Annotated in this window: 7 protein-coding genes; 5 read left to right on the top strand and 2 right to left on the bottom strand. The window is 55.1% G+C overall.

Going from position 1 to position 14,321, the window contains the following annotated elements; translation table 11 throughout:
* Window positions 1–416: 416 nt before the first annotated feature.
* The 5 genes from HMPREF2890_RS04020 to HMPREF2890_RS04000 are packed head-to-tail and all read left to right on the top strand — an operon-like array spanning window position 417 to window position 9,576.
* Window positions 417–2,180 carry a C10 family peptidase gene (locus HMPREF2890_RS04020; RefSeq protein WP_083289788.1) on the top strand — a complete coding sequence of 588 codons (1,764 nt, stop codon included), beginning with the start codon at window positions 417–419 and terminating at the stop codon, window positions 2,178–2,180.
* Window positions 2,181–2,214: 34 nt separating this feature from the next.
* Window positions 2,215–3,477, top strand: coding sequence for an Ig-like domain-containing protein (locus tag HMPREF2890_RS04015; protein WP_083289787.1), 1,263 nt, complete (start codon window positions 2,215–2,217; stop codon window positions 3,475–3,477).
* Between the two features lie 14 nt (window positions 3,478–3,491).
* Complete coding sequence (locus tag HMPREF2890_RS04010) at window positions 3,492–5,312, top strand: Ig-like domain-containing protein (RefSeq protein ID WP_070465755.1); 1,821 nt, start codon at window positions 3,492–3,494, stop codon at window positions 5,310–5,312.
* 16 nt (window positions 5,313–5,328) lie between these two features.
* Window positions 5,329–7,767: a leucine-rich repeat domain-containing protein gene (locus HMPREF2890_RS04005; protein ID WP_070465752.1), complete on the top strand. Its 2,439-nt coding sequence runs from the start codon at window positions 5,329–5,331 to the stop codon at window positions 7,765–7,767.
* A 45-nt stretch (window positions 7,768–7,812) separates the two neighbouring features.
* Window positions 7,813–9,576 carry a leucine-rich repeat domain-containing protein gene (locus HMPREF2890_RS04000; RefSeq protein ID WP_070465749.1) on the top strand — a complete coding sequence of 588 codons (1,764 nt, stop codon included), beginning with the start codon at window positions 7,813–7,815 and terminating at the stop codon, window positions 9,574–9,576.
* A 125-nt stretch (window positions 9,577–9,701) separates the two neighbouring features.
* Here the strand turns inward: HMPREF2890_RS04000 and HMPREF2890_RS03995 are convergent, their stop codons facing one another.
* Window positions 9,702–12,227, bottom strand: coding sequence for a DUF7017 domain-containing protein (locus tag HMPREF2890_RS03995; protein WP_070465745.1), 2,526 nt, complete (start codon window positions 12,225–12,227; stop codon window positions 9,702–9,704).
* Window positions 12,215–14,320: an ATP-dependent DNA helicase gene (locus HMPREF2890_RS03990; protein WP_070465742.1), complete on the bottom strand. Its 2,106-nt coding sequence runs from the start codon at window positions 14,318–14,320 to the stop codon at window positions 12,215–12,217. The genes HMPREF2890_RS03995 and HMPREF2890_RS03990 overlap by 13 nt, the downstream gene beginning before the upstream one ends.
* Between the last annotated feature and the right edge of the window lies 1 nt (window position 14,321).

The following is a 14,321-nucleotide window of genomic DNA, read 5'->3' as shown; positions in this document are numbered from 1 at the left end:
TATTAGAGATCACTAATATCGGTATTAGATTTTCCCCAGAGCGGAGGGGACCCTTACCCCCTTGCTACAGCGACCCAAGAGCAACGACTCCGGCCCCGCCCGAGAGTTAATCAAAATACGAAGTAATCCAGAGCGGGAAAAATCATTCTCATCAATGCAGTCACACAATCGGAGGACTCTCTTAAGGATCATCTGCAAATGACTTAGGACTTCTGAGTTTCTTCGTTCACTAATCACCGCTTGCGCTCTTTATTGGTTTGTCCCTACCCGGTCTCTAAAAAAGAACTGATACCTCTGTATTTCACTAAATTAGGTAGCAATTAAATTATTCTTACATTTGTCCTTGAACCAATCGTAGGGACGACTTGCAACCTTGGTCGCTATGGTTAGTTCTTAACTTTTAAACCAAACCACTTATGAAGAAAAGACACCTATTCTGGCTGGTCTTGGCTGGTCTACTCTGTGGCTGCTCCAATAGGAGCAGCGTGCAAGAGCCGGAGAGGACAGCTCCTGAGGTAGTCAATGATGACTACTTCATCTCCGAGGATCAAGCCGAAGAGATTGCGTCAGCACTTCCCATAGAGGGAGAGTTGCGCCTCTTAGCCACAGACAAGAGCGTGCCCGGCACAAGAAGCATAGGGGCAGCAGAGAGTGAGTACCAGCCGGCATACTATCTCTTTGCCGGAGAGAGAGGCGGCTACGCCATCATCGCAGCCACTGAGCGTGCTTATCCGCTGCTTGGGTACTCCGAGAGCGGCAAGATTGACCCTAATGACTTGCCCTGCGGACTGCGGATGATGCTTGATATCTACGCTGAGCAGATCAATACGGCACGCGCTCTCGACATTAAGCCCACAACCACTCGCGCTGACGTTGAGCCCGGCAGTATCGTCGTAGAGCCACTGCTGGGAGATATTATGTGGGACCAGATGGATCCCTTTAATGGTATGACCCCCGGACACGCTCCGACGGGATGCGTCGCTGCGGCCACAGCCCAGATCATGCGCTATTGGAAATATCCGGATCACGCAGTGGGGACACATGGCTACATGAGTAAGTCCTATGGCTACCTCTCACACGACTACAACTACCGCATCGACTGGGACGATATGCCGGTCGCACCGAATGGCACACCCGACAATAAGATAGATGCCAAGCCCAATCCGACCATTGCGCGATTTATGTATGGGCTGGGGGTAGCTTTTGACATGAACTACTCCCAACAGGGCAGTGGCACCACACACGACAAGGTGGTACCTGCTCTGATCCGTCACTATGGCTACACTAAGGACATCAAGCGTATCACGGCGCAAGAGGCCGGTAGCCAGTGGTCATCCATCATCAAAAGGGAGCTTGATGCCCGCCATCCCGTACTCCATGGTGGTACCGGGAAGGGTGGCGGTCACTCCTTCGTCTGTGATGGATACACGACTGACGACCTCTTTCACTTCAATTGGGGCTGGAGCGGCGTCTCCAATGGCTGGTATAAGCTCAACGCTCTCGTCCCTGACGTCCTCGGCACCGGTGGTGGTGCAGGCGGCGGGTACAACGAAAACAGGGACATCGTCATCAACATCGCTCCCCCGGCTCGCATCCTCGGGAAGAATAAGGACAACAGCAACCTCGCAGAGGACGACGAGCAGACTGATGAGGATGAGTCAACCATCATAGATAATGGTGTGCCCTACTCCGGGGTAAGAGTCTTTGAGCCGATCGATATCTTCATAAGCTACGTGTGGATCAACGGGATGAGCAATCCCTCAGCAGGAGAAGGGTACACGCTCTTTAACACAAGCAACCGACTGATCTCGGCCACCGTAGGCAAGGAGCTCAAGATCAAGATCGAGACCGATCGCACCAATCTCTTCACCTCCCCCGTCATCGGCATCTACATTGACTACAATGACAATGGGGTATTCTACAAGTATAAGACAAAGGATGGCAAGGTGTACAATGACCCGGACGAGAAAGTCTATTTAGGGAAAGTCTCTCTCGGCACATTCGACACTACGTATACGATCCCCACGACAGCCGCCAAGGGCATCCATCGTCTCCGCATCGTCCTCGATGACGACAAGGAGTATAAGGAGAAGAAAGAGGGCGACTTCTGGGCTACCAACCCCAACGCCGGTGGGCTGATAGCCGGAGAGGTGGAGGACTACTTCATCGAGATCAAGTAACCAATGACCCTGCTATACACAACACCTAAGAAGTATGAATAAGCGACTATATATAATGACAGCCGTTGTGGCCATAGCGAGCTTACTCCTCGCCGGCTGCACGGACCTCACCGACCTTGACAATCGGGTCAAGGATCTGGAGGGTCGGATGACGAAGGTGGAGGGGCTGGTAAAGTCTGCCAATGAGAGCATCGCGACTCTGCAGAAGCTCGTCGACGCACAGAGCAAAAACAAGGCTATCAAGGACTACCGCAAGCTGGATGACGGTACAGGATACGTGCTTGTGATGAGTGACGGTGAGGAGATCGTCGTCCGCTCCGGCAAGATGCCTCAGATCAGCATGATCGAGGAGGACGGCATCCTCTACTGGGCTATCGATGGCAAGATCATACACGATGCTAAGGGGAATCCCGTCCCGGCCAAAGGTCCCAAGGGAGATCCTGGAGCACCCGGTCAACCCGGCGAGCCCGGAGCACCCGGTCAGCCCGGCGAACCTGGAGCACCCGGTCAACCCGGCGAACCTGGAGCAACCGGCATCACTCCTCAGCTGCGTGTGGATGCCGACGGCAATTGGGAGGTAAGCCTCGACAACGGCACCTCGTGGCAGTCTGTCCTCGATGTCAATGGTCAGAAGGTGAAGGCTAGAGCAGCCACCGCTGATCTTCAGATCACCGAGGACGAGGAGAGCGTGACGATCGTCTACAATGGCAAGACCTTCGTCCTCCCAAAGGCACCCCAGGCAGTCCCCGCCGCCGGGATTCGACTCACCAAGACATCCGCAGAGCTGGATGAGGGCGAGACACTTGAGCTCTTCTACAAGCTGGAGCCGAGCGATGCTACGACACGGGGGGTTGAGTGGGCATCTAACAATACCGATGTAGCCACCGTGGATGAGAAAGGTCTCGTCACTGCCGTCAAGGCCGGCACTGCGACCATCACAGTCTCTGTCAAGGGACAGCCGGAGATCAAGGCAACCTGCACGATCACCGTCAAGAGCAGCACCATCGCTGTGACCAAGCTGACCCTGTCCCAGAGCTCGGCCGAAGTTTCCGTAGGGAAGACGCTGACCCTCACCTGCACCATCGAGCCTACGGATGCGACCAATAAGGAACTCATCTGGAGTTCCTCCGACGAGACGATTGCCACGGTGGACGCTCAGGGAGTAGTGACCGGTATCAAGGCCGGTACAGTCACCATCACGGTTGCCTCCAAGTCTGACCCCTCAGTCAAGGCAACCTGCACAGTGACTGTCGTAGGCGAGACCTCCATTGACGACGTACCGGTTGTTGGGCTCTAAATGAATACACTATTATGAGACAAAATATATCCTATATCTTTACTGCGCTACTGCTCCTTGCACTTGCCTCCTGCCGGCAGGAAGCACAGACACCGGAGCCGGACAATGCAGATGCCACAGGAGGGTACACAATGTCCCTCACCGTCGTGGCGCCTGATGCCGACCCATCACTCCGCGCCCACCTGTCGGGAGAGTCAGGAGACCCGGTGCTCAAGGCGACCTTCAAGAAGGATGACGACATCGCTCTCTTCGTCTGGCAGGACGGCAAGCTCTACGACCTCGCTAATGTCGGCTTTGCCGGCGTGGAGGAGGGTGGCAAGCGTGCCACACTCACCTTTGAGCTGCCTGCCGGTGTCGACGAGACCAAGCCGATCGACCTGATTGCCTACGATGGACCGGCCGACTTTGGGTACAAGAGTGGCACTGAAGTCAAAAGAGATCGCATGCTGATCGAGGGTGATAAGATCTTAGTCAGTGCCGAGTCCTATGGACCGATCGCTTTGGACGAATTCTCCGCTCCGGTGATGTTTCACGAGAAGGGGATTATCCCATCGGAGACTGAGCGGACCGAGAGGTTTGTGAAGTTTAAGCACTTCGGATGCTACGAGGTGATCTTCTTCACAAACAACTCCGATGCGCCCATCAGACCACGCGTAGGTCTTTCCCAGAAGGGTCGTACCTCCAAGTATGGGGGCTGGCGCTCATGGGCACTTAAAATGGAGATGAATATGACGGATTACTCCATGACTTATCCGCATATGAACTTTACAACCGGTGAGATCATCTACACTAAAGATGCAAACCCAAGACAGCCATTTGCAATGCTCAAAAACCTAGATCCAGGAGCAACCGTAGCGATGGTCACTTGGTACGTGCCCAATGCTAAGGTTACTGTGCCGGATCTGGAGCTTGCTTATCAGAATGGTCGCAACTGGGTAGTATCCGATCAGAAGATTGCAGCCAAGGACTTCCCTATGGAGATCGGCAAGGCTTATGTGGTCTCCGGCTCATGGGACGGCACCAAGGTGACCATCGGTGAGGTGACGACCATCGAGCCGACCGCCATCACACTCGACCAAAGCAAGCTTACGATCAAGGTGGGCAAGACAATAACCCTCACACCCACGATCGAGCCGGCGGATGCCACCAATAAGAATGTCACCTGGAGCTCCTCCGATGAGACTGTGGCAACGGTCTCAGACGGTGTGGTGACCGGAGTCAAAGCAGGCACTGCCGAGATTACTGCAAAGACCGCCAATGGTCTGACAGCTAAGGCTACGGTGACCGTGGAGGAGATCCCTGTGACCAAGATCACCCTCCCCACAACGGAAGCTTCGATGACCATCGGAGGGACGATGGATCTCAATCCGACGATCGAGCCGGCAGATGCGACCAACACCCACATCTCGTGGAGCTCCTCTAACCAAGGCGTGGCAACTGTAGATGCCAGCGGTCGAGTAACGGCCAAGGGAGCCGGTACCGCCACCATCACCGGTACTGCCACCAGTGGTGCCAAAGTAACCTTAGTCATCACTGTCTCTGACAAGGTGATCGAGGTAACCGCCGTAACACTCGACAAGACCGCAGCTACGATCAAAGTCGGAAAGTCTCTGCAACTTACGGCTACCATCGAGCCAACCGGCGCGACCGACCAAAGGCTGGAGTGGACCTCCTCCAACTCCGACATTGCCATAGTAACGGACGGACGTGTGACCGGTGTCGCCCCCGGTGATGCAACCATCACCGTCAAGACGACTAACGGCAAGACGGCTACCTGCACCATCACCGTAAAGGAGACAAAGGGCGTACCAGATGTCCCCGGTGTCGAAATTTAATCCTCTTCCCATGACTATGAATAAAAAGATATATGCAGGTCTACTGACCCTGCTCCCTATTCTATTAGCTCTCGCAGGCTGCACGCAGGAGAGCTTACGCCCCACAGACGCAGACACCACGGATGGATCTACCCTGACGATTAAGGTGAATGCCCCCGGAGAGGACACCTCTCTCCGTGCCGTCATGTCTCAGATGGAGGACTCGAAGGACTTCCTCGTTCGCTTCAAGGCAAACGACAAAGTCCTACTCTTTGCCTCCCAGGAGGGCAAGCTCTTCCCTCTCGGTGAGGTTTCCTTCGCCACGCTCTCCGAGGACGGCAAGGTAGGCACGCTCAGCATCACCCTACCCGCAGAGATTGACCAAAGCAAGCCGATCGACCTCGTAGGCTACAGCGGCATCAACCAGAGCAGTTTCAAGGGACCAAATATGGTCTTCTACGACAAGGATCACTTCGATGAGAATATCCTCGCCCCGGAGCTGAAGGGTCGGGCGCTCGCACTGATGCCCGCCTCGTCCTACAATGGATGCCGGATAGAGGACTTCAATGCCCCTGTGATCTTCCGTCTCAAGGGGATCGTCCCTGCCGAGACCGACATGACCAAGGTGGAGGGAGACTTTGAGCACATCGGAGCCTACGAGGTGGTCGTCCTCGAGAATAGGAGCGACAAGCCCTTCCGCGATCCCGTCACCTTCTCGGAGCCAGGCACACGGACGAAGAAAGACTACGTCTACAATGGTGGCTTCCGCTCCGGCGTGGGGACCAGGTATCCCTTTATCGACCTGATGACGGGAGAGGTGCTGGAGTTGTCTCAGTCATCTCCCTACCAGAGCTTCCTGTCCAGACCCAAAGCACTTGCACCCGGAGAGACCGGTCTCTACATGACCTGGGTAATGCCGCGACCCGACGTAACACAGATCCCCGAGCTGACACTCGCCGCAGGATCCTACTCCTCCATCGTCACCTCAGAGGGCTTGATCCCGGCGCGCAAGGGACCGATGAAGAGTGGTATTGCCTACATCGGCTACGGCTACTGGGACGGCGAGCATATCGTCGCCCTGGATCGGGAGAAGGAGGAGCGCAAGACGCAGTATGTCACCATCACCACGGATATCCCGGTGGGCAGCCCCATCACCGTCTCTGCCTACCTGGACTACAGCAGTCGTGATGCGGCCTACGTGGATCTTAATGATAATAACGTCAAGGATCCCGGTGAGGCGATTACCAAGTCTTTCGGCGCCATGGAGTACACCGTCTCCCAGCCGAGGATCTCCTTCCGCGGTGCCTTTGAGGATCTGCAGCTCTCCAAGCAACATCTGACCGATGTGGAGATCAGCCCCGTTGCCGCCCTCTACGATCTGGATATACGCAACAATAAACTCTCTGCCGGCGTGATCAATAAGATCATCGATCAACTCCCTGACCGTTCCGGAGTGAAGCCCGACGATGTACACCATCTGCTGCTCCAAATTTCGGGTAATCCCGGACTGGAGGAAAAGGGCGTGGAAATCGACCTCAAGAAGGCTCTCAACAAAGGCTGGAGCGTCGATGTGCCTATTGTGCGAAGCGACCTCCCCCAGAATTATATGGAGCTTTCCGGCGAGCCACCTTTCACTCTTGCCTTCTCCGTGGAGGCTGATCCGGCAGAGCGTGACAACGTCTGGATCGACCTCAATGGCAACGGAACGCTGAACGAGGGTGAGAAGATTGAGAACTTTGGCTCCACCAGCACCAACTTGGTCAAGGCTACCACCAACCAACTCATCATCTACGGACACATCACCTCACTGACAGTCTCGTATGGGCAGGTGAAGTATTACTGGGGAGGCTCCGACAATGTAAATACTGAGATTAGGCACCTTAACTTCTCTGGTACGGGGATATCAGCGTGCATCTCAGCAATGTATCCCAAGCTTGAGACCCTGCTACTGGCAGATAATCCAATGCTCCTCCTCATCAATACCAAGAAGCTGCCATTCTTATCCAATCCTGCCGGTCTTAAGGTCCTCGACCTGGGTAACTCCGGATCTATCATCCGCCAGATGAATATACCGTACGATGTGCCTTCTTTTGATCAGATGACCGGTCTCACATACCTCAATATCCAAGGCTGGGACTGGACCAGCGAGCAGGTCGACCTGAGCAAGATGACCAAGCTGGAGCGACTGATCGCCTCAGGCAACAAACTGAAGACGATCGACCTCTCCGGGGCAAAGGGTCTGAAGTATGTCGAGCTCATCGGTAACCAGCTCACTGCCGAGACCATCAACAAGCTGCTGAACTACCTCCCCGACCGCACCGGCAAGTCTCCCGGTCAGCTCTTCATCGCCGATAACCCCGGCTCCGGCTCAGGTATGTACTCCATTGCACGGAGTAAGAACTGGAGAGTCGATGCCCGCAACAGCATCAGCAACCACCCCGCCCGCAGACCCAATATGGAGGGCGAGGACTGGTAATGATCCGGTGAGTCTTTTTCCTCACAACGAACAATATATATGACTATGATAAATAGAAAGATAAGCCTCTCCCTGCTGCTGTCGCTCATCATACTGGCGCTATCAGCCTGTACGGACAGGTCGATCAATACCCCAGAGGAGACGCCCTCAAGTGATGGTCAGACCTACACCCTCCGCATCACCGCAGGACCCTCCCCGGAGACCCGATCCATCATCAAGGACCGCAATAGCAAGGGCATCATCCTGAAGTGGAATGAGGGGATGTTTGACCTCAATATCGCCTTCGTCCAAGAGGGCAAGGTAAGACTCCAGCGAGGAGTAGAGATACTTGAGACGAAGGGAGAGTACTGCACCTTCGAGGTAACCCTGCCAAAGGGGATCGATGCGGATAAGAAGTTTGACCTCTACGGCATCGTGGCTCAGAACATACTCCTCAAGAATGGTCGGCTCATGGTCGGCGTAGGAGCACGACCTCTCTACGAGCTGACCAAGTACTCCAATAATCAGGACGGCTACGTGCCGGTCTACTTCTGCACCAAGGAGGTCTCCGTCTTTGACAAGGAGATCAAGGCGGACTTTGTCCACCTCGGCTCTCTTGCTGTCGTAACGCTTAAGAACAGCTCCGACAAGCCTTGGCGTCTGGCGGGGATGGCAGTTCGTCCGGCGGACAAGGTCACCGAGTTTTACCACAAGGGCTCACTGCCCTTCGTGGGCAACGCCCGGATCCCCTACCTCAACATCATGAACCTGAAGGAGGCTCCCGTCGACTACATGACTGCAGTCACCTACCCCGATGTGACGATTGCACCGGGAGAGACGCAGCACCTCGGCTTCTGGTTCCGTGCCAATACGGGGAGCACTCCTGAGGTAAGCCTCGTGGCCTACGATGCAGATGGACGTAAGGAGATCATCTCCACCAATACCCGCCCGGCACGCAGCGGTGCCATGCAGCCGGGGAGGGCATACAACCTCTACGCCGAGTGGAGCGGCACGGAGCTTAAGCTTGTTGCTCCCTTTGATAAGGAGCCGCCGAGCGATCTGCCAACGATCAAGTTTACCCTCAACGACGTCCCCTCTGAAGGGATTCTTCTCTCCATCAGCCCGAGCAGCCAGGAGGCTGAGAGTACCGCGTGGATTGATCTCAATGCCAACGGCACCTTTGACCCCGGAGAGGCGATCACAGAGTTTCAGTATGACCTCCGCAAGGATAATATGACCCTCTACAAGCCGACCGAGACCACCCTCACGATCCATGGTGACATCAGTGGCTTTGCCGTCTCCGGTGTATCCAACAAGGATAAGGAGATGATCAATTGGCTCACCTCTCTCGAGGTCAGCGACAACAGCCCGCTCAGCACCTTAGTGGTCTACAATGGTCAGATCAAGTCTGGAGACCTCTCCGGTCTGAAGAGACTGAAGGAGCTAGAGTGGGTGGCCAATGGCACAGAGACCATCACCCTACCGACCGATGGCAAGACCCTACAGTCTGTGATCGTATCAGGCAATCCGGGGCTCAAGACAATTGACATCAGTACGGCACCCAATACGATAATGCTCTTCCTGGAGGAGAATGGTCTCACCTCCATCACTTGTCCCGCGTCTTTCAAGGATCTCTGGATAGGCAGCTTGAAGGGCAACAAGCTCGATAAGCTCGCACTTCAGTCCTTTATGTTGCATCTCAATAAAGCAGGTCAGAGATACTACAACTGGATGTACTCCCTTGACATCTCAGAGAACCCCGGTTCTGCCGATGCGGACACCTCCGCAGCTGCCGCTAAGGGCTGGACGGTGATTAATGGTGTAGAGTAATCCTCCCGCGAGACCTTATATTAAGAGGCGGCATCGACCATATGGGGTCGATGCCGCCTCTTTTTTGCGCTCCCTTTATTGATCAGAGATAGGTCTCCATCTCTCAAAGCGATCAGCCGGCCGACCTACTGTTTCGTCAGCTCAATGGCACGGAAGCCGCCTCTGTCCGAGTAGACTGCACGCCCCGAGACCATATCCCCGTCAGCGAGGTCTTGATCATCAAGGAGGTACCGGGGTACATAAATATCATCATCGACAAAAGCGAAGTCCGGAGCATCGGTCGAGCTCTTATACTTAAGGCTTATAGCTCCATGATATGGCTTAATCAGCGACTCTTCCACCTCGTCAGTTTTCTCCATCCCGACAGGGATCAGCGACCCCGCCCGCTTTCCTCGCTGAATGATCGCATACCTGATCTTAAGCGAGTCCCCTATCTCGGGACGAAGCTCTGTCTCAGAGTAGCGGATCACTCTGTCATGTACCATACCGCTCCTAAGCAATATGTGGAAAAGTGACTTCTTGGGATTGACATTATCCACAACTGCTATCCCCTCGGAGAAGCGCTCAAGAATACTCTCCGGGCTATCACAGAGAGCCGGAGATTTCACCCTCGCTCTCTTCTCCCCCTTGACACACTCATAGAAGTATCTAAAGGTCAGGCAGTCACCAGGCTTATACTCTCGGTCAGCATTAAATAGGACAAAGTCATCCCCATCGGGGGAGGCTATTGAGGCAATACGCTTCTCCTTATTAAATCGGTAGATGTATCCCACCTCCTCCGGCAGGGTGCTCCAGAGCGGCTGGTCCGTCACTTTCATCATCAGAGGTCTCAGTCTTACTCCCTCGTCGGATGCTGGATCAGTAGCCTCCTCAGCGATACAGCGACACCTGACCACAGTCCCAAGGGGGACACTCTTCTTCCCTATGCTTAATTGTACGGGTCTGATGGAGAAAGAGCGGTCGCCGGACACCAGCTTCACCCTCTCTTTACCCTTGACCTCATATTGCGATACAACCACAAAGTCCTCCCACTGATAGTCAGAGTAAACGTACTCCATAGCAGCCGTCACAGCTTGTTTCTTATCATACCGATCAGGTCTATCGTCCTCTCTGCTTTGGGCGAGTTGCTGTAGGTGGAGGCACCGGGCATCCACCTGCATCCCCTCTTTCTGCCTAAAAGCCACATACTCTCTGAGGTATTTGCGAGCATCAGCAGCATACCCCTCCCCGACCAGTAGCTCTGCAAGGTCAAGCTTGATCGGCCCCACAAACTTGTCATCACGCTGGAGCTCGAGGGCGTGGAGCAAGAGGCCAATCTTGATCGTGGTATCACTGACAGACTCCGCAGCCTCCCGCCACACATAGTAATTGGTACCGAGCACCAGCAGCAGCTGACGAAATCTCTCTGCCGCATCCTCGACACTCCCCGACCAGAGGGAGAGGAAAGCTCTGTAGCGGGCAGTCCACTCATCTCCGGCGCGATGGCTCTCCATCTCGTCATAGAGCCGACTCAGCGTGGCTATCAAGTCGGGATCACGCTGTGACGGAGGAAGACTCTTAAGTGCCTCGTAGCAGGCCTTGGCGAAAGTTACCGCATGTGGGGGATATGACTTGCCATCCGATCCGGTAGCCGGGCGCCATGCGTTCTCCCCCATACTGACCTCGGCTGTCGCCCGGAGGAAGTCTAAGAGAAATCGGGCGCGAGACGCATCAAAGTCTCGCGCGACAAGAGACATAATCTCCAGATGCCAGTGGGTAGCCTCGTACTGGCCATAGCGCATCGCATAGGTCATAGCTGCCTGGGCAAACTTTCCGGACCAGCCCTCCTCCTTCTTGATGTTATAGAGCGTCCAAAACCACCACTTGCGCTGCATATCAGCTATATTCCGAGGGGGACACACTGCTCCCTCAGCGAGCTCCTCAATCAATGGTGTACCCTCCTGGGCAAGCTGGTCGCAGACTCTTGAGAGCAGAGAGGGGAAGGTGCCTCCATTACCATCCCGAGTGGGCTGCAGATCCTCCCTCCGGAGCATCCGGGGACCCCAGTGCTGAAGAAATCCGGAGAAAGAGAAGTCCTGCCCCAGCCTACGAAGCGTCACCGCCTGCCCAAGCATCATAGAGTGGAGGAGAGAGGGGCGTTTATTCGTCAGACAGAGGTATTTCCACAACACAGCAGGGCCCTCACGGGGAGCCAGCTGATCCCCTTTTGCTCTGAGGTAGCGGTAATAGATCCAGCCCAGCTCTTCATGCAGGGATGGATCCAAGGGCTCACCCTGTCGTCCTACTATATTGCTCGCCCGATCGAAAGCCGAGATGGGATCTGTCTTTGCGAGCTCAGAGCAGGCAGCTATGTCCGAGGCGTGAGGAGACAGCATCCGCCTTAGCTTCATGATTGCCTGCTTTCCGAGATTCTTGTCGTCCTTCATCGTCCGCTGCAGGCCCTCCATCTGAGTCAATAGATCCTGCGCACGTACCCTTCCCTCATCTGTCGGAGTATCGAGTAGCTGCCCAACCATATCACGCAAGACCCAGAAGAGTGCCATATCAGCCCACTCTCCCGGGTCTGCTTCCCGCAAGGCTTGAGCCATCTCGTATGCCTCCTCGAGACGACCACTCTTACGCATCGCGGTTATGTCCTTTACTCCGTACATATATCAGTCCTTATACGCTTGATAAACTTATCCAATAGCTCGTCAGAGCCCCCCATGAGCGAGGAGGGCATAGCCTTCGTGAGGAAGCCCTTATTTAGGTAGTAAAACTGGAGTGAAGCAAAGGAGGCAGAGGTCCTCAGCCCATAGAGGACATAATGCTGGTCCGGGTGATCGCAGACACCCGTGATCGTCACACCGCACTCACTCGCAGCCACCCTCATATATTGATATAGCTGATCCAGGAACGGCAGAGCCGGCTGATAGCTAACATCAAACTCATACTCGCGCTCATCCCTCAGCGCCTCCACTATCGCAGACTCGTCTGGGACCTTAGGCTGCACAGAGTAGCTGCTATATAGTCCACTTCCCTTGTACAAGCAGTCGCAAGTCAGGCGACCTGATGGTCCCTCGATCGTATACCGATCCCGGTAGGGCATGGTGGCCACATCGGTGAGCTTATAGCCTATCTCGGCCAGAGCTTTTGCGGCACTGAGACACTTGGCCCGCTGCGATGGGGATGCTTCTGCCCCCAGGTAGTCGCACGGAAGATCCTGCAGGCGATACACCTCCGCAGACACCTTTGAGATCTTTGAGATAGGGAAGAGGTCAAGCTTCTCAAAGGGCGAGACATCAGGCATATGGACCCCATAGAGCGACCGCTTGGCACGGGTCAAGGCGGTATAGATCCACCTGAGCGAACTCTCATCTGACCTCCCACGCTGGGAGAAGTCCACGATCACCTGCTCCCACTCTCCTCCCTGTGCCTTATGGCAGGTAATGGCGTATCCATACTTTGCCTGCAGAGCATTGACGTAGGGGTCTTCGATCATCTTTTTCGAGAGATCGGGCGACTGCCTCTCGGAGGAGTGGCGGATATAGAAGTGGATGTACAGAGCCTTTGACTCCTCTGCGGTCAGAGAGGCTCTCTCTGAGTCCAGCAGCGTGGTGAGTAGTAGTCGCTGACCTCTCATCCCCGTCTCAGTCTCATACTCTACCCTCCTAAAGGAGAGCCGGACGTGGGGTCGCTCCCTGCCCGTCCCCTTGGTCACCCATACCGGCACGCTTACTGTCTCCTCCGGGCCGGGATCGTCCACGATCCGGATGAAGTCTCCATTTAAGACCAGCTGATCTCCGAAGTAATTATTCCGGACCACCTGCAGGACATCTCCCTTGCGCAGACTCGGCTGATCGGGGAAGTATCTCTCACGGACAGCTCGGTTGTACCACAGAGCCTGCTTATTGCTGTAGCAGATCACGGCACTGCGATTCATCATCGGTGTGGGGCAGATCTCCTGATACTTCTGCGCCACCTGCTCCATGGTCAGTGGCTCCACCTCACCCTTACGGGTCTCCAAGCGGAGTGTATTACGCACCTTGGACTGGATCAGATCCTTGACCATCATAGCGTTCTTCAGGATCAGGCTCTCGTGCTCCTGGCGGATCACCTCCGTCAGGGTGTAGCTACGCACAGGTATGTCGGCGGAGGCGAAGTAGTCCGTAGAGAGGGCACACGACCGAGGATCCGTGACGGGAGGGAGCTGATTGGGATCTCCGACAAAGACCAGCTTGCACCCGAGGTGCCACTCTGAGTAGGTCAGCAGATCCTCCAGTAGTGAGCCGGTGCCAAATTGCACCCCCTCCTGCCATGACTTCTGTGCGGGGATCAGAGATGCCTCGTCGACAATGATGACCGAGCGAGAGGGATCATGCTCATCCCCAAGAGTCTCCACCGAGAAGTAGGTGGACACGTAGTCTGTCTCAGGAGCAGACGTCAGGGACACCATCCTCGCAACGCTCACGTTCCCCTCCTCATCGTGCAGCACCAGCTGATCCCCTTCGTGATGGTAAATAGCACTATGGATGGTGGAGGCTTTGAGGCCACTCTTCTCTGACAGGATTCGAGCAGCCCGACCCGTCGGTGCCATAAGTAGCGGCTCCTGCCCATACTGAGGCAGGAGGTCACAGAGCGCACGGATCATCGTCGTCTTACCTGTACCGGCATATCCCCCAAGGATAAATACCGTGTCATCACTCTCGAGGAAGTCTCTCAGTCGAGAAAGAGCCTCACGCTGCTGCGGATAGAGGGGCATCATT

Origin of the sequence: Porphyromonas sp. HMSC065F10, assembly GCF_001808555.1 — a bacterium.
Classification (GTDB): Bacteria; Bacteroidota; Bacteroidia; order Bacteroidales; family Porphyromonadaceae; genus Porphyromonas_A.
This window is presented reverse-complemented; position numbering and strand designations above follow the sequence as displayed.

Coding starts and splice junctions, on each gene's coding strand:
- HMPREF2890_RS04020 (WP_083289788.1), top strand. CDS start 417: ATGAAGAAAAGACACCTATTCTGGCTGGTCTTGGCTGGTCTACTCTGT.
- HMPREF2890_RS04015 (WP_083289787.1), top strand. CDS start 2,215: ATGAATAAGCGACTATATATAATGACAGCCGTTGTGGCCATAGCGAGC.
- HMPREF2890_RS04010 (WP_070465755.1), top strand. CDS start 3,492: ATGAGACAAAATATATCCTATATCTTTACTGCGCTACTGCTCCTTGCA.
- HMPREF2890_RS04005 (WP_070465752.1), top strand. CDS start 5,329: ATGAATAAAAAGATATATGCAGGTCTACTGACCCTGCTCCCTATTCTA.
- HMPREF2890_RS04000 (WP_070465749.1), top strand. CDS start 7,813: ATGATAAATAGAAAGATAAGCCTCTCCCTGCTGCTGTCGCTCATCATA.
- HMPREF2890_RS03995 (WP_070465745.1), bottom strand. CDS start 12,227: ATGTACGGAGTAAAGGACATAACCGCGATGCGTAAGAGTGGTCGTCTC.
- HMPREF2890_RS03990 (WP_070465742.1), bottom strand. CDS start 14,320: ATGATGCCCCTCTATCCGCAGCAGCGTGAGGCTCTTTCTCGACTGAGA.